Source organism: Pelomonas cellulosilytica, assembly GCF_021353265.1.
In the GTDB taxonomy this organism is placed as follows: Bacteria; Pseudomonadota; Gammaproteobacteria; order Burkholderiales; family Burkholderiaceae_C; genus Pelomonas; species Pelomonas cellulosilytica.
On sequence record NZ_JAJTWU010000016.1, the window covers coordinates 25,379 to 44,984 of the forward strand.

General features: G+C 64.5%; 18 protein-coding genes. 2 read left to right on the forward strand and 16 right to left on the reverse strand.

Annotated elements, in window-relative coordinates:
- From LXT13_RS29075 to LXT13_RS27115, 16 genes are all read right to left on the reverse strand, one after another.
- Nucleotides 1-153, reverse strand: a complete 153-nt coding sequence (locus LXT13_RS29075; RefSeq protein WP_419964721.1) for a DUF5989 family protein — start codon at nucleotides 151-153, stop codon at nucleotides 1-3.
- A gap of 342 nt (nucleotides 154-495) precedes the next feature.
- Complete coding sequence (locus LXT13_RS27045) at nucleotides 496-1,533, reverse strand: SGNH/GDSL hydrolase family protein (RefSeq protein WP_233375452.1); 1,038 nt, start codon at nucleotides 1,531-1,533, stop codon at nucleotides 496-498.
- A gap of 34 nt (nucleotides 1,534-1,567) precedes the next feature.
- The gene (locus tag LXT13_RS27050) at nucleotides 1,568-3,397 is read right to left on the reverse strand and encodes a carbamoyltransferase family protein (protein ID WP_233375453.1); all 1,830 of its coding nucleotides are present in this window, start codon (nucleotides 3,395-3,397) and stop codon (nucleotides 1,568-1,570) included.
- Nucleotides 3,398-3,410: 13 nt separating this feature from the next.
- Nucleotides 3,411-3,779 carry an SxtJ family membrane protein gene (locus LXT13_RS27055; protein WP_233375454.1) on the reverse strand — a complete coding sequence of 123 codons (369 nt, stop codon included), beginning with the start codon at nucleotides 3,777-3,779 and terminating at the stop codon, nucleotides 3,411-3,413.
- 409 nt (nucleotides 3,780-4,188) lie between these two features.
- Nucleotides 4,189-5,607 (reverse strand): alkaline phosphatase family protein, encoded by a 1,419-nt coding sequence (locus tag LXT13_RS27060; RefSeq protein WP_233375455.1) that lies wholly within the window; start codon nucleotides 5,605-5,607, stop codon nucleotides 4,189-4,191.
- Nucleotides 5,604-6,494: a PI-PLC domain-containing protein gene (locus LXT13_RS27065; RefSeq protein WP_233375456.1), complete on the reverse strand. Its 891-nt coding sequence runs from the start codon at nucleotides 6,492-6,494 to the stop codon at nucleotides 5,604-5,606. Before LXT13_RS27065 ends, LXT13_RS27060 begins: the two co-directional genes overlap by 4 nt.
- Nucleotides 6,491-8,422 (reverse strand): polysaccharide biosynthesis protein, encoded by a 1,932-nt coding sequence (locus tag LXT13_RS27070; RefSeq protein ID WP_233375458.1) that lies wholly within the window; start codon nucleotides 8,420-8,422, stop codon nucleotides 6,491-6,493. Before LXT13_RS27070 ends, LXT13_RS27065 begins: the two co-directional genes overlap by 4 nt.
- Entirely contained in the window at nucleotides 8,419-9,006 is a 588-nt protein-coding gene (locus tag LXT13_RS27075) for a sugar transferase (RefSeq protein WP_233375459.1), read from the reverse strand. Before LXT13_RS27075 ends, LXT13_RS27070 begins: the two co-directional genes overlap by 4 nt.
- The gene (locus tag LXT13_RS27080) at nucleotides 9,003-10,169 is read right to left on the reverse strand and encodes a DegT/DnrJ/EryC1/StrS family aminotransferase (protein WP_233375461.1); all 1,167 of its coding nucleotides are present in this window, start codon (nucleotides 10,167-10,169) and stop codon (nucleotides 9,003-9,005) included. Before LXT13_RS27080 ends, LXT13_RS27075 begins: the two co-directional genes overlap by 4 nt.
- Entirely contained in the window at nucleotides 10,166-10,603 is a 438-nt protein-coding gene (locus tag LXT13_RS27085) for a TA system VapC family ribonuclease toxin (RefSeq protein ID WP_233375462.1), read from the reverse strand. Before LXT13_RS27085 ends, LXT13_RS27080 begins: the two co-directional genes overlap by 4 nt.
- Nucleotides 10,603-10,845 (reverse strand): ribbon-helix-helix domain-containing protein, encoded by a 243-nt coding sequence (locus LXT13_RS27090; RefSeq protein WP_233375463.1) that lies wholly within the window; start codon nucleotides 10,843-10,845, stop codon nucleotides 10,603-10,605. Before LXT13_RS27090 ends, LXT13_RS27085 begins: the two co-directional genes overlap by 1 nt.
- 33 nt (nucleotides 10,846-10,878) lie before the next feature.
- Nucleotides 10,879-11,544 (reverse strand): class I SAM-dependent methyltransferase, encoded by a 666-nt coding sequence (locus LXT13_RS27095; protein WP_233375464.1) that lies wholly within the window; start codon nucleotides 11,542-11,544, stop codon nucleotides 10,879-10,881.
- Nucleotides 11,541-12,767: a glycosyltransferase family 4 protein gene (locus tag LXT13_RS27100; RefSeq protein ID WP_233375466.1), complete on the reverse strand. Its 1,227-nt coding sequence runs from the start codon at nucleotides 12,765-12,767 to the stop codon at nucleotides 11,541-11,543. Before LXT13_RS27100 ends, LXT13_RS27095 begins: the two co-directional genes overlap by 4 nt.
- Nucleotides 12,764-13,837: a glycosyltransferase gene (locus LXT13_RS27105; protein WP_233375467.1), complete on the reverse strand. Its 1,074-nt coding sequence runs from the start codon at nucleotides 13,835-13,837 to the stop codon at nucleotides 12,764-12,766. Before LXT13_RS27105 ends, LXT13_RS27100 begins: the two co-directional genes overlap by 4 nt.
- The gene (locus LXT13_RS27110; RefSeq protein ID WP_233375500.1) at nucleotides 13,834-14,403 is read right to left on the reverse strand and encodes an acyltransferase; all 570 of its coding nucleotides are present in this window, start codon (nucleotides 14,401-14,403) and stop codon (nucleotides 13,834-13,836) included. Before LXT13_RS27110 ends, LXT13_RS27105 begins: the two co-directional genes overlap by 4 nt.
- Nucleotides 14,403-15,599: a lipopolysaccharide biosynthesis protein gene (locus tag LXT13_RS27115; protein WP_233375468.1), complete on the reverse strand. Its 1,197-nt coding sequence runs from the start codon at nucleotides 15,597-15,599 to the stop codon at nucleotides 14,403-14,405. Before LXT13_RS27115 ends, LXT13_RS27110 begins: the two co-directional genes overlap by 1 nt.
- A 130-nt stretch (nucleotides 15,600-15,729) precedes the next feature.
- Here LXT13_RS27115 and lysS point away from each other — a divergent pair, with 130 nt between their 5' ends.
- A complete protein-coding gene (lysS, locus tag LXT13_RS27120) occupies nucleotides 15,730-17,247 on the forward strand; it encodes a lysine--tRNA ligase (RefSeq protein WP_233375469.1) in 1,518 nt (505 codons plus the stop codon).
- Between the two features lie 179 nt (nucleotides 17,248-17,426).
- The gene (locus LXT13_RS27125) at nucleotides 17,427-19,391 is read left to right on the forward strand and encodes a hypothetical protein (RefSeq protein WP_233375470.1); all 1,965 of its coding nucleotides are present in this window, start codon (nucleotides 17,427-17,429) and stop codon (nucleotides 19,389-19,391) included.
- Nucleotides 19,392-19,606 lie beyond the last annotated feature (215 nt).

Here is a 19,606-nt window from a genome sequence, read left to right on the forward strand (position 1 = left end):
TCAGAAAACTGCGTACACGAACGGCGCCCAGGCTGAATTTGCCAGCACGACAAAAAGAATAGCGAAGAGCAGAATCACGATTAGGAAGGGCAGCAAAACCAACCTCGACTTCTTGTTAAATAGAAATCCGATAATGTCAGTGAGAAATTTCACGCCGTGCTCCTTGGAAAATATTGAATAGACTGAGGTAGAAGGGGTCGAGCAGGGGTTTAGCTCGGCACGAGCTTAGGCCCACGAGTCGGCACAGCTCTTCGTCGATCTCGATAAGGTTAGATACCTTGGCCCGCCAGATCAGCCGCGTCCTGCATCCGGGCATAAGCCGTCAACCGGCGATCCTCAAAAAACCAGCCCCGAATCGCCGGCTGCCTTCTCCCCTGGTTTAGTTCAGCCGAAACTACCGCAAATATTGACCGACCCCGCAAGAACCGTCGTAATGAGCTACGTCGGGATAAAATAAGCATGCTGAGGGAAAACTAGCTGCTTGCGCATCAAGCTTCAGTTATTTAATGGCGCGGGACCGTCGGGGGCATTGAAATTGGCGTGCGACGGCGAGGACACGATCGGGCGAATACGCTGAGCGAGTGCTTTAGCCACGATCTTGTTACCCTCGGCTGAAAGGTGACCGCCCAAGTCTGTAAAATACTTCCCTTCAGGCGGCAACGCATCCGAAAGATCAATCAACTCTGGAACGTCGAGCTTCTTCAATTCCTTGCGATACTGGGCATACACCTTCTGCATCCCTACAATGAAGCTTCTAGCTGACTCGCTAGTAATGAGGTGATCAATGTTGGCATTTGGGTCGTATGGCGTAGGCAAATACACCAGATAAAAGGGCGACCCCATCTTCCGGCCGAAAGAGAGAGCGCTTTCTACTGAAACGATCGAATTCCGAACCGCCAAATCAGCGCTGTCGCTGGATTCACACTGGCTGACATGTTTGTACTCCGAAGTATTTTCAGCCACTTTGGCCAAGTGGAAGAATATGTTCGAATGCTCGAAACCTGACCGATACAACTTGCAATCCGAGTAGATCTGGTAATTAATTCCTGCAACAATGACAAAATCAGGATTGCCATATTTCTTTTGCAAGTCATACCAGCGCAAAATGCTACTTGAAGTAGGCTGCCCCAACCCGGCGTAGTTATAAACGCGCACGCCTTCCAACTCCCGCTCAAGTTGGGACGAAATTGTCTGACTGTCTTTGACACCGTGACCAAAGGCAGTTGATGAGCCGAGCAAAATTCCCTTGTGGCCTGCCGCTACCAGCGGCGCTCCGCCGTTGCTCCGACGACCATCAGGTGCAATATTGATGTATGCAGAAGCGTATTCTTTCAGAATATTTGGTATTCCGGGCTCCTGCCTGACTGGCAAGCCAGATCGCGGCATTTTTATTCCCATCTCTGGCGCCCTAAACGAATCCTCCATATTCTTTTTAAAATAGCCAATAGCGGGATAAACGATGTCAAGAAAGCCATCGACCAGGCAGACGACGATAAACACCTGAAAGACGGCTGTCAGGACTCGGCGGATCATAGCTGCCGATCCTGAGCGTACAGAATTCCCCATCTCAGTCCATCTCGAAACTTGAAGCGTAATTTACGGCCAATGCGCTGTCTTGCTCCGTCTTGTCTAATACAAAATTTCCGATGACCAGCCGGTCCATGTCGGTTGCCATGAAGCAAGCAAAGGCGTCGCGAGGTGTGCAGACGATCGGCTCATTTCTCACATTGAAACTCGTGTTGATCAGCATTGGACAATCGGTGATCTGATGGAAGGCCTTCAGCAGTCGGTGATAGCGAGGGTTCTGCTCTGCGTGGACGGTTTGCACACGGGAGGAGAAATCTGTATGGGTAACTGCCGGTATGGTTGAGCGTATAAGATGCTGATGCTCCAACTTATGGTGCGTTTCGGCATGCAGTGAAGTCATGGTTCGGTGCCTTTCTGACACCCCGGATACGGTCAGCATGTAAGGCGAGTCCGGCGCGGGCGTATCGAACCATGCATGCGCCTCTTCTGCCAGCACCGATGGCGCGAAGGGTCGAAAACTCTCACGAAACTTGATCTTCAGATTCAACTTTCGCTGCATGTCGGGCCTACGCGGATCACCCAGAATGGAGCGGAAGCCCAACGCCCGCGGCCCAAATTCCATTCGTCCTTGAAACCATCCCACTACTTCGCCTTCCGCGAGTGCTCGGGCTGTTTCCTCGAACAGCGCCTCGTCGGAGGTGACCTTGTAGCGTGCGCCAGCGGCCTTCAGCGCTGCTTCAATTTCCGCAGGTGAGTAGTTCGGACCGAGGGAGCCAGCGCTCATACCATCTGGCCGCTGAACTTGGCGTTCTGCCTTGACGTGCAGGTGATAGGCGGCAAGGGCTGCGCCAAGGGAGCCCCCTGCATCGCCCGCCGCCGGTTGTATCCAAACATTTTCGAAGGCGCCGTCCGCAGCAATCTTTCCATTCGCCACGCAATTGAGTGCCACACCGCCAGCCAGGCAGATGTTCTTCTGACCCGTCTCCTTTGCCAGCGCACGCGTCATTCTCAGAGTGATGTCTTCTGTGACCTCTTGGATGGACGCAGCAACATCAGCGTGGAAATCATCCAACGCGGCCTCGGGCAGGCGAGGTGGTCGCCCGAACAGATCATGGAAGCGCTGGTTAGTCATGCTTAAACCGGTGCAGTAATTGAAATACCGCTGGTTCAGCCGGAAGCTACCATCAGGCTTGACATCCACAAGATGCTCGCGAATGGTACTTGCAAATCTTGGCACGCCATACGGAGCAAGGCCCATCAGCTTGTACTCTCCCGAATTGACCCTAAAGCCCGCGTAGCTGGTGAAGGCGGAGTACAGCAGCCCGAGTGAATGAGGAAAAGGGATGTCGCGAACAATCTTTAGTTCGCGGCCGTGGCCGATCGATACCGAGGTGGTCGCCCACTCGCCGACGCCGTCCATGGTCAATACCGCAGCGTCATCGAATGGCGACGGATAGAAGGCGGAGGCCGCATGGCTCAAATGATGCTCAGAGAACAGTATTTGTTCGTCGGCGAACCGCACGCCAGTAAGCGTGTGCAGCTCCTTTGTCAGGAGCGAGCGTAGGAACAGTTTTTCCTTCGCCCATACCGGCAGCCCAGCACGGAACGAAGCGAAGCCTTTTGGCGCAAAGCTCAGATAGGTTTCCAGCAGTCGTTCAAACTTGAGTAGCGGCTTGTCATAAAAGACGACATAGTCGACCGAATTGCCCTGAACCGCATCCAAGCAAAAGCGGACGGCAGAGCCGGGAAATGCGGCGTCTTGTTTTCTTCTGGTGAAGCGTTCTTCCTGGGCTGCGGCCACGACGACGCCGTTGCGGATCAGTGCGGCTGCGCTGTCATGGTAATAAGCAGAAATTCCAAGGATGTACATAGTGGCGAGTCGTTCAATAGGGGCGCGTAAAATCCACCTCTTCGGATGAACGACTGTTCCAGTAGGTCTTCAACGTTGGGTCAAATTTCAGCTTGAGCTCATTGCGTCCGACTATTCTCAGCATGAGAGCCGCAGGGGTAAAAAAGCTGAAGTAGATCAAAAGCAGCGCAATATTGCTGACCAAACTGTGCATAAACTTACTGAAGCGGCCCCAACCACGATTTGGCCAAGCTAGAAGTTTCGGGGCGACCAAGGCGATCATCAGCAGCAGTGCGGCGCCACCGATCAGAGGCAAATGGATGGACTTCCCTTGCAGCCGCGGCGCAAGCGAGAAAACCACCAGAATCAGGGACCAAACGATGCCGAAAACTCTATTGCTCACTCGTATTCCTATTTGACTGGGCGATCCCAAAATTCGGTCTCCGCGCACATTTGCATAAAGACCAACCTACTCAATATCCTTCGCGGCGCGGCAGAAGTGTCGTCTCAGACGAACAGTGGCGGTTCGGCCGCCTCTAGTGACGCGCCTACTCTCGCCAGCTCCAACTGTGCACTCACCACAGACGCCCTTCAGACACGTGCTCCACTCGAACCGCACGGCGGTCTCCACAGCGTCAACCTACAGTCGCTACCACGCGGTCGCATCTGGCGGGTGAGCCCGCCCCGCCGTCTTCCTTTGCAGCGGTGGCAGCTAGTGGCAACGCGTTTCGCCTGCTCGATTCATCCGGTCGTGACATGCCACCCTCAGCTTTTCGTCAGTCGCAACAGCACAGCAAGCATGCTCAGGGCCTCTAGATCGGCGTGAGCACGAACAGCGGGACACGGCCCGCGACGAACGCTTGGCGATTCGCAGCTTCACCGAACGGAGGAGCATGGTCGCCCACCACCACCACGAACGGCGTCGCGCGCGACCGTTCCAACGCTTGCCCGAGCAAACCCAGCAGGTCGCCGAGCTGCTGCACCAGCCGACAGGCCTCTTCGGGCGTGCCCGAGGCTGCGCAGAGCACTTTGAGCGTGGCGGAAGGCGCTGCTGAATCCTCGAGTTTGAGAGGCAAATGCGTGTCCAACGTCAGCGCGTAGACGAAGCGTGCAGGCTGCTGCGCCTGCGCCACTGCCAGCTCAAGCACCGCGGCATCGCAGACGCCCGGGAAAGCGTGGTTGCAGTTCATGGGCAAGCCGCCAGTGGGCTGCTCTCGCCAAGCCCAGGGCATCAGGCCTACACGAGGCCACCATTGGTTGCGGTCAAACATACGCAGCCCGAACCCGTGGATACCGATGCTTGCCGTACCCTTCTGCGCCAGCACGTGCGGCAGGCACCCGGCGGCGAGTTTGTCGTCCAGGCGCGAGTAGTGCCCCTGCAGGCCGCACAAGGTACGTAGCTCGCCGGACGTCGTGGTGCCATAGAACGCCTCATCTGCTGCGCGAATCGTCCAGCGGGTCGACAGCCGAGCGGTGACCAGTCGGCCGCGTAGCCAAGCCTGCAGCTCGGGAGACCGAGGCAGTCCCATGGACTCGACGAGCACGAGCAGCGACGTCTCGCCCAAATGCGCCTGCTGCCACTCACGTAGCGCGTTGAAAGATACAGGGTCGCGCATCGGCACGGGCAAGCCGGAGGCCATGGGATTCTGCTGCTCGGAGCGCCAGACGTTCCAGGCTGGACTGCCCGCAAAGTTCATGCGGATGATTCGGCTGTCCTTGTCCAGCCCGAAAATATGGAACGACCCGTTGGCCACGTCGAAGCCGGCCGCCAGCACGATGGTCGCAAGCAAGGGCGCTGCCATGGACGGCCGCTTTCGCGCCTGACCGAGCACGACCCAGGCACATAGCGCCAGCCCCGCCACGCTGCCGATCAGAGGCAGGGAGAGGAAGGTCCGCAGGTTGAGCATGTCCACGAAGCGCACCGCATCCATGAAGTCCATCGCGGACATGAAGTGGTAGTTCTTGGCGGCGGAACGGACGAAATCCGCCGACCAGGCTAGCAACAAGGCGGCGGCGCCGCCGAGCGTCGAAAAGCAGGCGATGGCCGCGGCCAGCAGCAGGTCGAGGTTGAAGAGAGGGCGCTCCTCCGCCATCGGCGCCTTGAACAGAAGAGCCGCCAGCAAGTTGGGCGCGTGCAGCGCGAAGACAATCGTAGCGAAGCGCGGTACGGCCCGTCCCTGCGCATTGCGCGCGACCGACCCGGCTCCGCGAAGCAGGCTCCCGCAGGTCATGAGGTGCCGACGCCGACCGGGATAACGCACCGCAACGAAGCCAGTGCGTAGACTCCGTTGACCTTCGCGCGGGTGGCGACGTCCCAAGACACGCAGTCATGGACGGGGTGAACCATCACTTCGAGCCCGACCGGCCGCGTGCTCAACGCCGGTAGGCGATGGATGGGCACGGTCAAGACGCGAACGCCGGCTCTCGCGGCGTGCAAGGCCACATGGTCTAGGCGCCGATGAGCCAGGTACGCCGTCACGATAGGCCCGGGCAATGCAGCTTGCTGCTGCCAAGCGTCGAAGCGCGCGAAGTCCTCGGGTCGGTACAGTTGGAACACGACACGCCGGGCGTCGGCGGGCGATTTCAGCCGGTCGACGATCCGCTGCCCTGTGCTGGCGAAATCCGTCTTGATGTCGAGCACAAGCCATGCATCCGCCGGCAGCGCGGCGAGCAGAGCGTCGAAGGTGCAGCCGGTCTGCGCCTTGCCGGACGGCGGCCCCGGGTCATGCTGGCAGCGCAGCTCCCCCCGGTCCAAGATCAAGTCCACCTCGAAGAGCCGCAGGCCAGCCTCGTAGGAGCGCCGCATCGCCGCCAACGTATTCGCGGTCGGCGAGCCGGATTCGCCCAGCGCATGGGCGATCCGCACTGGGGCCCCGGAGCCCTCGATCCACGCGTAGTCCTGGTCGGGACGCAGCGGCAGCACGCTGGACCAGTCTTCAACAGACCGCACCCGTGCTAGCGTATCCATCACACGCTCGCCCAGCCACTCGCTGTCGATGAGATGGAGGTAGGCGCGGCCCGCTTCTGCCGCGGCCACTCCTGCAATGGCGGCGACCACCAGAACCACCAGCGCCATCAGGCGATATCGCGGCGTCCTGCGCACCCTCAAGCCCGTCATTGAGCAATCCTTGCAAGTCCTGCTCCATCTGACGCACGCGACGGTAGTGCTCCGTATTCCGTCACCCAGTTCCTGAGTCCAGCAACCACCGCCTCCCGCGTCAAGTGGCGGTCGTCCACCACACCCCTGACCCAGTCGAGCAGTGCATCGTCCGAGGCGACTTCCTGCAGGCGGGCGATCCGCACACGCGGCATCCTCGTCGGCAGAGTCCTGTCCGCATCGGCGATCAGTTCCTCGTAAAGCTTTTCCCCAAGACGCAGCCCCGTGAACTGTATGCGGATCTCCTGTTCGTCATGGCCGGCCATGCGGATCATCGTGCGGGCGAGGTCGACGATCCTGACCGGGTCGCCCATATCCAGCACCATAACCTGCCCAGTCTCGCCGATCGCCGCCGCCTGCACGACCAGCCGTGCGGCCTCGGGGATGGTCATGAAGTAGCGAATGACGTCGGGGTGGGTCACCGTGACCGGTCCACCCCTCGCGATTTGGGCCTTGAATTTCGGAATCACGCTGCCGCTGGAACCAAGCACGTTGCCGAACCGCACCGCCATGAATTTCGTCGCGTGTCCCTGCCCGGCCATGTGACTGATCACCAACTCCGCCGCCCGCTTGGTCGCGCCCATCACGTTCGTCGGATTGACCGCTTTGTCCGTCGAGATCAGCACGAAGCGCTCCGCCGCATGCTCCGCGGCTGCCAGGGAGGCGTGATACGTCCCCAGCGTGTTGTTCCTCAGCGCCGCCCCCGCGTTCTCTTCCTCCATCAGCGGCACATGCTTGTAGGCCGCGGCGTGAAAAACGATCTGCGGCTTGTATTTGCCGAAGACGAACCGCAGGTGCTCGAGGTCTTTCACGTCGCCGATCAACCGCACGAGCGAAACCTGCGGAAACTTCTCGCCCAGCTCCTGCTCGATGGTGTACAGGGCGAATTCGCTCAACTCATACAGCACGATCTTCGCCGGACCGTAACGCGCCACCTGGCGGCATAGCTCGGAGCCGATAGAGCCGCCGGCGCCCGTGATCAGCACCACCTTGCCATTCAGGCACTCGCTGATGCCGCCTTCGTCGAGCTCCACCGGCTCGCGACCCAGCAGGTCTTCGGGTTCAATGTCGCGAACCTGGTTCACCGAACGGCCGGACAGCAGCTCTTCGCTGCTGGGCACTGTCAGCACCGGCAAGCCGACCTTGCCGGCAATGTCCAGCGCGCGACGCCGCTCGGGCACGCTGGCGCCCGGCATGGCGATGATCAGGTGAGTGATGCCGTGCAACTCGGCGAAATAACCGGCTTGCTCCAGCCGACCGAGAACGGGCACTGCGGCCACACGGGCGCCCTGCTTGTCGGGTGCATCATCCAGGAAGCCGACGATGACCCAGCCCTGGCTGTGCTGCAGGCCCGCAACCAGCAACCGTCCCGCGTCTCCCGCCCCCAACACGAGTGCCCGCCTCTGCTCCTGGGCACTGCCACTGATGCGGCTGCGCATGTGCTCGTACAGCATGCGGTAGCCCATGCGCATCATCGCAAGCAGCATCAGCGTGAACAGCGGATGCAAGGCCAGCACCGCGCGCGGCACGCCGTGCAGGTGAGCCATCAGCACGACGGTGGCGGCAACTAGGCCAGCACCGCCACAGGCCAGCGCCAGGCGCTTGACCTCTCCGAAGCCCGAGAAGCGCCACATGCCCTTGGGCACATGCAACACCATCAGCGCGACGCCGTACAGCGCCAACACGCCCAGCAACACATAGCCGTCGTAGTTGGGGCGTGCCGAAAACCAGCGCTCAAACCCGAGGCGAAAGAGATACGTGAACTGCCAGGCCAACGCAACGACGGCGAGGTCCAGCAGCAAAGCCAGCCGCTCCCGGTGCGGACGCACGCGGGTCAACAGCACATCAAGACGTTGCCAATCCATAGGGGCGTGATTGTCGATGCTCATCCGCGCAGGACCCGGGCGAGGGTGCGCAGAATGAGCTGCAGGTCGGTCAGAACGCTGGCCTTGGCGGCGTAGTCCGCGGACAGGCGCAACTTGGCGGGGAGGATGACCTCACGGTATTCGCGTTCCGGGTCAGCCGCCGCGGCCAGCAGTTCGGCTTCATGGCTGAAGGCCAGAGATGCGGGGTCTGTGACCCCGGGCCGCACAGACAGCACGCGCGCACGCATATCCGCCGGGTAGAGCTCGACATAGCGCGGCAACTCGGGCCGTGGGCCGACCAGGCTCATCGCACCTCTGAGCACGTCCCAGAGCTGCGGCAGTTCGTCGAGCTTGCAGGCCCGCAGCAGCCGGCCTGCGCGCGTGATGCGCGGATCCACTCCCACGGTGATGGCAGCGCCTGGCTCGACACGCATCGTGCGGAACTTGTGGATCGTGAACGGCACGCCATGGCGCCCGACACGCGTTTGCCGGAACAACGCCGGGCCGTGCGAATCGAGTTTGATCCAGACAGCGATCAACAACAGCAGCGGCGCCAGCAGCAGCAGGCCCAGCGCCGAACACACCACGTCGAAGAGACGCTTGATCAAGCCAGCAAGCCGCGCACGGCGGCGATGACCCTCTCGACATCGGCGTCGCTCATGGCCGTGTAGAGCGGCAGGCTGACCGTGCGCTCGAATGCCTTTTGCGATTGCGGGAACTGTTCAGCCGTCAGGCCGTACCGGTCGCGCCAATAGGGATGCAAGTGAAGCGGCACGTAGTGCACGCTGCAGCCGATGCCGGCGGCGAACATGCCTTCGATGAACACATCTCGCGTGATCGGGGCATCGTCAGCCAGGCGCACAACGTAGAGGTGCCAGGCATGGGTGTCGCCCTCTGGAGCCTGCGGCGGCAGGATCAACGGCAGGTCTGAGAACGCTTCGTTGAAGCGGTTCGCGATCTGCTCGCGGCGCTGCTGGAAGGCCGGCAGCCGCTTGAGTTGATGCAGCCCCAGCGCGGCGGCGATGTCGGTCAGGTTGTACTTGAAGCCAGGGGCGACGATCTCGTAGTACCAGCTGGGTACCTTGGCCGTGAAGCGGTCGAAGGCGTCACGGCTCATGCCGTGCAGGCGCATGATGCGGGCGCGCTTGGCGAGCTCCGGGTTGCGCGTGACCAGCATGCCGCCCTCGCCCGTCGTCATCGTCTTGTTCGCGTAGAAGCTGAAGACGGTGGCGTCGGTGCCGAGGGTGCCGATCAGCTCCTTTTCCAACGTCGTCGGCAATGCGTGGGCGGCGTCGTCGATCACGCGCAGGCCATGGCGGCGGGCGATGTCCAGGACCGCGATCATGTCCACGGCCAGGCCGGCGTAGTGGACGGGCATGATGGCCTTGGTGCGCGGCGTGATGGCGGCCTCGATGGCGGCGATGTCGATGTTCAGTGTCGTGGGGTCGATGTCGACCAGTTTCACGTCGGCGCCCAGGTAGCGAACGACTTCGGCCGTTGCCGTGAACGTGTGGGTCGTCGTGATGACTTCATCACCGGGGCCCAGGCCGATCGCTTCGAGAGCCAGGTGCAGACCGGCCGTCGCCGAGTTGACGGCGATGCATTCGATCTGCGGGTCGCCCAGGAACTCGGCGAAGGCCTGTTCGAAGCGCTTGGCCTTGGGGCCGGTGGTGATCCAGCCGGATTTCAGGGTGTCGACGACTTCGGCGATCTCGTCTTCGCCGATGTCCGGCAGGGCGAAGGGCAGGAAAGGTTGCTTTGAATCGCTCATGGAGCCAGGGTAACGAGGTGATCGGGCCGCGCGCCGGGCACGGCGTAAAGCGGGATCGCGCGGTCGAAGGTGACCAGGCGAAGACCATGACGCACAGCCAGCGCCAGCAGGTAGGCATCGGTGAGCTGGCGCGAGCCGGTGATGTGGGTCCAGTTCAACACACCCGGATCCAGCAGGCTGAAGTCATCAGCATAAAAGCGGTGCATTTCGTGTGCCGTGGCTTCAGCAAGCCGTTCGCGCACGGCATTCGGGGTCTGCGCGTTGGGATGGCCCGGACGGCTCAGGATGCGCAGGCAGCCGTTCTGCGTCAACGGGCACGATGCCCAGCCGCCCTCCCAATGACTGGACAACCATTGCATCGCGGTCTCATGGTGGACGTGAGCCTGGTCCTGAAGTGCCAGCAGAACATTGACGTCGAGCAGCGCGCGCAGCATCAGACGCCGTCTTCGTCGCGGAGCCGGTTGATCACTTCATTTGTCACGACGGCGCCCGGCTTGGCGGCGAACGGCCGAAAGCCGGGGACCGTGTACCGAGCGGTCCCCTCCGAGGCGCCACGCGCCGTCAACGCCTGACGCAACAGTCGGGAGATGACGGCACCCGCTGTCGTGCCCTCGTGCCGGGCGAGTTCCTTGGAAGCGGCCAGCAGATCGTCGTCGATGTCGAGGGTTGTGCGCATACGAACTGCATCTGATGCGGTGATGCACCGATGTTACCTCTCGATGAGGACCAATCGGTGAGTCCGCAGCAAGGGGATGGCATTGAAGAAGGAATAGGCCCAGGGCATCGCCCTGGCCAGCGGCGGCGCCAGCGTCACACGGCAAGCGGTGAGTCGGCCCTGTGGGAACAACTCGCGCACCCTGCCTATCGGCACACCGCGCACATCCCGGTTGCGCGGGTTGTTGACGGTGAAGTCGTACCAAACAACCGCGCCGCCGGGCTTGAGCCAGCGCCACATCGCCGCGGCCACGCGCTGCTGCAGCGCGTCATCGAGGATGGACGAGAACACCGTCGACTGAAACACCAGGTCCTGGCTGCCGGGCGCCACATCGGCGTTGGACGCGTCGCCGGCCAGCAAGCGCACACGCTCGGGCAGCGCCGCGCGGGCTGCGGCCAGTCGGGCGGGCAGCAGCTCGATGCCGGTCAGGTGTTCAGGGCGCAGGCCCACACGCATCAGGTCCAGCAGGTTGCCGCCCGCCCCGCAGCCGACTTCTGTCGCATGCCAGTCGCCGGGCTGCCCCGGACGCGTCGCGAGCAGCTTGAGCAGCGCGCGCTGGCGCTCCTGCCACATCTGCCAGACCTCGGGCCGCAGCAGGCTGTAGCGGTCACCCGCATCACGACGTGCGTAGCGTTCGGCGATGCGGTCCAGCTCGCTCACGTGAGCGCCTCGACGAAGCGCTGGGCGAGCACGGGGTAAGCGTGGTGGGCCATCGCAAACGCCCGACCGCGCTCGCCCATCGCGGCGCGCTCGGCGGGGCTCAGTGCAGCGAGCTGCCGCAGCCCGTCGGCCACGGCCTGTGGGTCCTGCGGCGGCACGGTCAGGCCGGCGCGGGCTTCCGCGACCGGATCGTTCCCGGCCTCGACGGAGTGCAGGATCGCGCGCCGCGCCATCAGGTAGTCGATGAGCTTGTTCGGCGCGATGCCGAATCGGTAGATCGGCGTGCGCTGCCAGCCGATGTAGGCGATGTCGAAGTGCCCCAGCAAACTCGGGATCTGCGCCTTGGGGATGGGCGCGAAGAAGCGAACGTTCTTGAGCCCCTCGGCCGTGGTGCGCTCGGCCAGCCTTGTGGCCTCGTGGCCGCTGCCGACGAGCACGAAGCTCAGCGGCGCGTCCTTCAAACGAGCTGCCGCATCCAGCAACACGTCCAGCGCGTTGGGCAGCCCCATCGATCCGGCATAACCGACGATGACGCGGCCCGCGGCACGTTCTGCATCCAGGTGCGCCTGCAGCGTGGCGCCGAGCGGCGCCGACTCGCCCTGCCACTCTTCCGGCGCGAAGCCGTTGGGGACGATCTGGAGCTTGCGCAGGTCCAGGCCCCGCGACGCCATGTGCTCGTGCACGCAGGGCAGCATCGAGACGACCACGTCGGCATCGCGGTAGGCATCGGCCTCGGCCTTGCCGCACAGCAGCGCGAACGGGTGGCGCGGCGACATGCCGGACAGCTCGATCAGCGATAGCGGCCACAGGTCGTGCACTTCGTAGACGAGCTTGGCCTTGGCGAGCTTGGCCAGCTTCCTCGCAACCCAGACATCCATCGGGTAGGTGCTCGACGCAATGACCGCGTCGGGCCGGAACTCGCGCGTCAGCCGCCAGGCGTCTGCGCGCAGCTGGCGCAGGAAGGACAGGATGTTGCGCAGCCGTCCGGCCCCGTTGCCCTGGTAGCGTGGCGTGGGCAGCCAGCGGTAACGGATGCCGTCGATGCCCTCCTCGCGCGGCTGACCGTCCAGCTCCGGCTGCACGGCACGTACGTGCGAGTGGCTGGCCGCGACGATCATGACCTCGTGCCCTGCCCTCACCCACTCGCGGGCGAGGTAGTAGGGCCGGAACTCCATGCCGTGCCGCGGCGAGCCGGCGTAGTGATTGACGAGCAGCAGCTTCACGGCGTCAGCTCTTTCAAGCGAGAGAGGAAGCGCTGCACATGCGGCTCGAACAAGCCGTGCGAGGCGACCCAGTCACGATTCGTGGCCGCCAGCCTCGCAGTATCGAGCGCCGCCATGCGGGCCGGCAGGTCCTCAGGCGCGCCGACGATGAGGCCGCGGGCCGAGTCACCGATCAGCTCGCGGTTGGCGGGCAGATCGGAGAGCAGCGGCACGCAGCCATGGGCCATCGCCTCCAGCACCGACACGGACACGGAGTCGCTTTCCGGGAGGCTCAGGAACCAGGTCGAGCGCGCGTAGTGCGCCGCCTGCGCCTGGGCGTCCAGCCGCCCCACGAAGCTGACACGATCGCCGAGACCGCGCGCGGCGACGTCGGCCTCCAGCGCCGCCCGCAGCGACCCGTCATTGGCGACGACGAGCCGGGCCTCCGGCTGTGCGGCGGCGATGCGGGCGAAGGCGTCGATGACGCGCTCCGGCCGGTAGATCGGCTCCAGGCCCCGGTTGGCGAAGCACAGCCACGGCTGCTTGCGCGCGTTCTGCTTCGGCATGGCTTCCAGGCCGAACGGAAACACCAGGACCTCCCCCGCCCCCAGCTCGCGCATGCGCTCGGCCATGTGCTGCGAGTCGGACGTAGTCACCGCGCAGGAGCGCAGCACCTTCTTCGTCATCCACCGCCACGCGCTACCGCGTTGCGGCGTCACGAGGATGTCGCTGCCCCAGGCGGAGCCGGCGATCTGCGCGCGCAGCCGCCAGCCCAGCTTGGCTGCCCAGGCCAGGCTGCCATGCGAGGTCAGGTAGTGGGCATGCAGCCAGTCGGCGTCGCTGTCGGCCAGCCAGGCGCCAATCTTCGGCAACTGCTTGATCAGCGCCACGTTGCCGCCGGCGTGATCGGGCTGGGTATTCAGCGCGAGCCGCTGCGCGTCCGGCAGCAGCTGGTGGAACTCCGGCAGAAAGCCGCGCGAGGAGATCGCATGCAGCTGCACGCGAGGCTTCAGCGCCCGGGCCCACTTCAGCAGATGCGGGCTTTCGCCGTCGCCGATGAGGACGAGCTTCAGACCTCCGCCGAGGCTCATGGCGTCACCCGTCCGGCCCAGGCCTCGTAGGCGTCGCGCAGCTCGGGATGCCGAGCCAGCAGCGCCGCATCGCGCTCGCGCGTGTCGCCCACCTGGCGGGCCGGCTGGCCGGCCATGATGGCGAAGTCGGGGGCCGCGCCGCGCAGCTGCGAGTAGGCGCACAGGATGGCGCCCTTGCCCAGCGTGGCGCCGGGTTCGACGAGGCTGTGCGGGCCGATGAAGCTGTAGGCGCCCAGGCGCACCGGCGCCTTGCGGTAGCCCGGCGGCTCGCCGCCATGGGTGGCGAAGCGGCGGCCGTTGACGCGCAGTGCGTCATGGGTGCTGTGAGTCACGATGGAACAGAAGTTGGTGATCTGCACGCCCTCCTCGATGACGAGGCCGGCGCTGGCGTCGATGAAGTTGAACTGGCCGATGAAGACGTGGTCGCCGAGCTGCAGTCCGGCCTCGCCCTCGATGCAGGTGCTCGGCGCGATGCGCGTGTGCGGGCGGCCGGCCTCACCGAACAACATGTGAAAACCGACGAGGCGCACGAGGCGCCGACGGCAGCGGTTGAGGAAGGCGCGGATCATTCCCACGTCCAGAGAGCCCAAAAAAAGTAGCCGAAGTAGAGCAGCATCGCCGCGGACACGCCCCAGCCGGCGCCCGCGAGCCCACCGAGGTGCAGCCCCGCCGCCAGCCCGCCGACGAACATCACCTGTCCGACCAGCGCCAGCTTCAGCCCCCAGCCCTGCGCGCCCCAGGCCATCAGCACAACGGACAGCGGGGACGCGATGAAGTGCAACGCCACATAGGGCGCGAGCGACCGCGCCAGCTCGCCGGCACTGCGCCAGTCCGGCCCGAAGACACGCTCGAACAGCCACGGCCCGAGCGCCAGCAGCCCCAGCATCAATGGCAGCGCCAGCGCGGCGAGCCGCCACAGGCTGCGGCGCACCAGCGCGCGGCCCTCGGCGGGGCTGGCCGCCTGCGTCAGACGCGGGTAGAGCAGCTGCGACAAAGATCCGCCCACCAGCGAGGCTGGCGCCTTCAGGTAGCGCAGCGCTAGCGCCCAGGCGCCAGCGTCGTGCGCGCCCGACCAGGCGGTCAGCAGCGCAATGGCCAGCGTGTCCTGAAGCGCGCCGGCAAACGCATGCGGTGTGTTGAGCAGCGGGAAGTCGCGGTGCTTGGCCGCCATGTCGCGCAATGGTCGTGCGGCCAGCAGCCCTCGCCAGCCGCCGGCCGGGGCGGGGCGTGCTTGCAAGACGGCGGCAGCCGCCGTCGCCAGCGTCGCGCCGCCGATCAGGCCCCAGGGACCGGTCTGCAGCAGCCCGAAACCGACCTGCGCCGCCGCGCCGCCGCCCCACTGCACCAGCCGTCCGGCGGTCAATGCCATGACATGTCCGGCCCGCGCCGCCCATTGCGCCATGGCCTGGCTAGCCGAGGCCGCCAGCACGATGGCGGGCAGCGCCGCGGCCAGGCCCAGGTCCGCCCAAAACATCCAGGCCGCGCCGACGATGGCGGCCATCGCCGTCATGGCCAGCAGCATGCGCAGGCACAGTGCCAGCAGCGTTGCGGCGCCCTGCTCGCCCTTTTCCAGCGCCAGCGCGAACTCGTAGCGCGCGCAGCCGACGACCGCGAGGTTGCTGGCGACCGTCCACACCAGCGAGAACTGGCCGTACTCGCCCGGCGTGTAAAGCCGCGCGATCCACGGCCCCAGCAGCAGCGGCACGGCCTGGGCCAGTGCGCTGCCGGCCAGCAAGGTGAGGGTGGCGCGCTTCAGGCTCATAGGGGCGCGCGATTGTAGGAAAGCGGCGCGCCGGGCCTCGCGCGGCAGCATCGCCGGTCGGGCCCATGGGGACGCCTGCGCAGAAAGTGGCGCCCACTCCCTAAAATCGCGGATTCACCCAAGGCCCGCAATGAACCAGAAGACCACGCCCACCCCCGCGCCCGCTCAGGCTGACGACAACCAACTGATCACCGAGCGCCGCGAAAAACTGGCCGCACTGCGGGCCTCGACGGCGGTGCCCTTCCCCAACGACTTCAAGCCCGAGCACCGCGCCGACGCGCTGCACGCGCAGTACGACACCACGCCCAACGAGGTGCTGGAGCCGCAGGCCGTCAAGGTCAGCGTGGCCGGCCGCATGATGCTCAAGCGCACGATGGGCAAGGCCAGCTTCTGCACGCTGCAGGACGCCACCGGCCGCATCCAGCTGCGCGTGACGATCGACCACGTCGGTGCAGACCTCTACGAGGCCTTCAAGAAGTGGGACCTGGGCGACATCCTGGCGGCCGAAGGCACGCTGATGAAGACCAAGACGGATGAGCTGACCATCACCGTCACGACGCTGCGCCTGCTGACCAAGAGCCTGCGCCCGCTGCCGGATAAGTTCCACGGCATGACGGACCAGGAGCAGAAGTACCGCCAGCGCTATGTGGACCTGATCACGGACGAGGACGCCCGCAAGCGATTCGTCGCGCGCAGCAAGGCGGTGTCGTCGATCCGCGGCTTCATGGTGGAGCACGGCTTTCTGGAGGTCGAGACGCCCATGCTCCACCCGATCCCCGGTGGCGCCAATGCCAAGCCGTTCATCACGCACCACAACGCGCTGGACCAGGAGATGTTCCTGCGCATCGCGCCGGAGCTGTACCTGAAGCGCCTGGTGGTGGGTGGCTTCGAGCGCGTGTTCGAGATCAACCGCAACTTCCGCAACGAAGGCATCTCGGTCCGCCACAACCCCGAGTTCACGATGATGGAGTTCTATGCGGCCTACTGGACGCATCACGACATCATGGACTTCACCGAGGCCGTGCTGCGCCATGCGGCCATCGCCGCCACGGGCAGCGCGCAGCTGACCTACGCCGGCAAGCCGGTGGCGCTGGACAAGCCGTTCACGCGCGTGTCGGTGCGCGACTCGCTCGTGAAGTACGCCGGCCTGAGCGAAGCCGAGGCCGACGATGCGGACGCGCTGCGCGCACGCCTGAAGGCAGCCGGCGAGGAAGCCCCCGCGCGCTGGAGCCTGGCCGAGCTGCAGTTCGGGCTCTTCGAGGCCGCCGTCGAAGAAAAGCTCTGGGAGCCGACTTTCATCATCGACTACCCCGTCGAGGTGTCGCCGCTGGCCCGTGCATCGGACACCAACCCGAAGATCACCGAGCGCTTCGAGCTCTTCATCACCGGCCGCGAATACGCCAATGGCTTCTCCGAGCTGAACGACGCCGAGGACCAGGCCGCGCGCTTCCAGGCCCAGGTCGCCAACAAGGACGCGGGCGACGAAGAGGCGATGTTCTTCGACGCCGACTTCATCCGCGCGCTGGAGTACGGCATGCCCCCCACCGGTGGCTGCGGCATCGGGATCGACCGCCTCATCATGTTGCTGACGGACTCCCCGTCGATTCGCGACGTGATCCTGTTCCCGGCGCTGCGCCGCGAGGCCTGACCCGCAAGTCTGCCGGTGCACTTCCCCCCGTCAGCGCTTCGCCCCGGCTTGATGTGGGGCCGTGCTGACTGCTGGCTGCGGCACAGCGAACGGACGTCGGGCATCGGTGGATCGGACCGTTAGACTCATCCATAGAGGTCGCATCGCCGCACACGGGTGAACGGCAAAAGGGAGGTTCGATGAACAAGCGAAAAGCTTGGGTGGCATGCGCCATCCTTGGGGTGTTTTTGTTGACGGCCTGTGGTGGCGGCGGCGGCGGCACCAACCCTGGCCCCTCCACAGGCACGGGCAACAACAATCCGGGTGACACCGGAGCGGCGTCGCTGGTTCCCGCGGCACCGGCACTTGGGACGGTACTGGAGACTGACGCCACCATCCTCGCGCCGCAGACGGCCGGCGCCACCTGGCGCTTCTACGGCCAGCAGTTCTCTAGCGTCGGTACAGCATTGGATCGGTACGAGAGTACCTATCAACTCACCCAGTCTGGCAGCGAATGGCGGATGAGCGGCAGCAATCCAGGCAACGATGGGCCCGACGTGATGCGCTTCGTTGTCTCGAACGGTCAGGTTCAGCAAGTGGAGACCGTGCAGTTCAACGCGACGCAACCCGCCGAAGACGTGCGCGTCACGCTGCTGCGATCGCCCGTGCGGGCGGGTGACCAAGTCGTCGCCCTGACAAAGCGCATCGACGGCGTGCCTGACCAGGATGGCGATGGTCGCGCCGAAAGCATGGATGTGGCGGTCTACACGCGCGTCATCGGCACCGAGCGTGTGGACACGGCGTCGGGCGAATCGCTTGACGCCATTCGCGTCGAAACCCACATCCTCCAGCGCGTGACGCCTTCCAAGAGCGGTCAACCGGGACCTGTGGTGGACATCACGGGTGTCGACTGGTTCGCTCGGGGGCTTGGCTGGGTGGCGCGTGACCAGCCGTCCATCACGACTGATGGACAGATCCGGATCGGCAAAGAGCGCCTGGTCGGTGCTGACGTGGGGACGCAGGGCTATGGCAACTTGGGCCTGCCTGCGGCATTGACCAATCCCGTCTCCAGCCCCGAGCAGGCCGGTCAGCCACTCGCGATGCAGCTGCCCACGGGCGTCGTGGACGGCGATCGGGCCCTGCTCATCAGCTCACCGCCTGTCATCGACTTCAGCTACCGGCCGCTCCTGACGCTGCTCAACTCGCGGGGCGAAGTGCAGTGGACGCGACTTGGGCCTTCGGGAGCACGGTTTGGGTCGCCGCTCGGCACCGGCTGGGTACTCTGGGGCAATCTTGATCAGGGCACCGTGCCGATCTTTCGGCTGGACGCGGAGGGCAAGGCCCTGACCGCTACAGCCCAAGTGCTGGATCTCGGGCTGCCTCAGGCGGAGCGCCCCAGCTTGCCGCGCGGAGCAATTATCCAGGGAGACGCCCAATCGCTTTGGGTACTCATGCTTCGGGGAGATTGGCAGACGAACGCTGATGGTTCGGTCGCCCCCCGAGAGGGTCTCGTCGTGCGCGGCTACGACCTGAACGGCCAGCCGATCACGTCAGCGATTGTTCTCGAACGCTCACAAGCGGCGGGCTCCTTCCAGGGAAGCTACAGCTTGGCCGTCCGACAGGGCAAGGCGCTAGTCAGTTGGGTGTCGACGAATGGCGCCATGCCACGCCTCATGCTGGCCAGTGTGTCGTCGAATGGCACGGCGACCATCACTCAGGCCGACGCCGGGGCGTTGGGCAATTCAACATCCGCTTCGATCACGGCGGCCGCGCAGGGAAGTCTGCTGCAGTGGGGCAACGATGACCGGTTCGCCTGGGTGGACGACACACTGGGTCTCACGCTACTGGATGCCACGCGTAGCGATGGGACCCTGCCCAGCTTGCCGCTCGGCGCTGGCGGCATTCCCGACACCCAGACCATCACGCGTGGCGATCTCGTGCTGCGCTGGACGCTCGGCGCCCCCTCGCAAGGAGCCGGTGGCGTCGGGACGCCCAGCACCGTATTGACGTGGCAGGTGCACCGGCGTGGCCAGCCGGCACCGCTGCACCAGACCTTTGTCGCCACGCCTCCACGTCCGCTGATACTGCCGATGTCGGATCGACTGTTGATCATTAATCGGTCGGCCGTGGGGACAGGATGGGTGGTAGAGCAGGTTCACTACTAAGCACTATCGCGGTAGAGACCCGCATCAGCCGCCAACACCTTGGCGCCCAGCACGGCGGTGATGCGCCTCCACCATGCGCGAGGTGATGTCGTCTTCGGCCATGGATGAAAGTTGCCAGGACTGCGGCGCGCTGGACTCAAGGCCGCGCATTGGAGCGATTGCTGGGCGACGATCGACCTCGGGAGCAACTCCTCCATGCGTTTCACTGGGCGGTC

Excerpts from the sequence above, each read along its gene's own strand:
- lysS (WP_233375469.1), top strand. The coding sequence starts at position 15,730 with ATGAACCAGAAGACCACGCCCACCCCCGCGCCCGCTCAGGCTGACGAC.
- LXT13_RS27125 (WP_233375470.1), top strand. The coding sequence starts at position 17,427 with ATGAACAAGCGAAAAGCTTGGGTGGCATGCGCCATCCTTGGGGTGTTT.
- LXT13_RS27070 (WP_233375458.1), bottom strand. The coding sequence starts at position 8,422 with ATGAGCATCGACAATCACGCCCCTATGGATTGGCAACGTCTTGATGTG.
- LXT13_RS27090 (WP_233375463.1), bottom strand. The coding sequence starts at position 10,845 with ATGCGCACAACCCTCGACATCGACGACGATCTGCTGGCCGCTTCCAAG.
- LXT13_RS27085 (WP_233375462.1), bottom strand. The coding sequence starts at position 10,603 with ATGCTGCGCGCGCTGCTCGACGTCAATGTTCTGCTGGCACTTCAGGAC.
- LXT13_RS27105 (WP_233375467.1), bottom strand. The coding sequence starts at position 13,837 with ATGAGCCTCGGCGGAGGTCTGAAGCTCGTCCTCATCGGCGACGGCGAA.
- LXT13_RS27050 (WP_233375453.1), bottom strand. The coding sequence starts at position 3,397 with ATGTACATCCTTGGAATTTCTGCTTATTACCATGACAGCGCAGCCGCA.
- LXT13_RS27115 (WP_233375468.1), bottom strand. The coding sequence starts at position 15,599 with ATGAGCCTGAAGCGCGCCACCCTCACCTTGCTGGCCGGCAGCGCACTG.
- LXT13_RS27060 (WP_233375455.1), bottom strand. The coding sequence starts at position 5,607 with ATGACCTGCGGGAGCCTGCTTCGCGGAGCCGGGTCGGTCGCGCGCAAT.
- LXT13_RS27045 (WP_233375452.1), bottom strand. The coding sequence starts at position 1,533 with ATGATCCGCCGAGTCCTGACAGCCGTCTTTCAGGTGTTTATCGTCGTC.
- LXT13_RS27065 (WP_233375456.1), bottom strand. The coding sequence starts at position 6,494 with ATGACGGGCTTGAGGGTGCGCAGGACGCCGCGATATCGCCTGATGGCG.
- LXT13_RS27080 (WP_233375461.1), bottom strand. The coding sequence starts at position 10,169 with ATGAGCGATTCAAAGCAACCTTTCCTGCCCTTCGCCCTGCCGGACATC.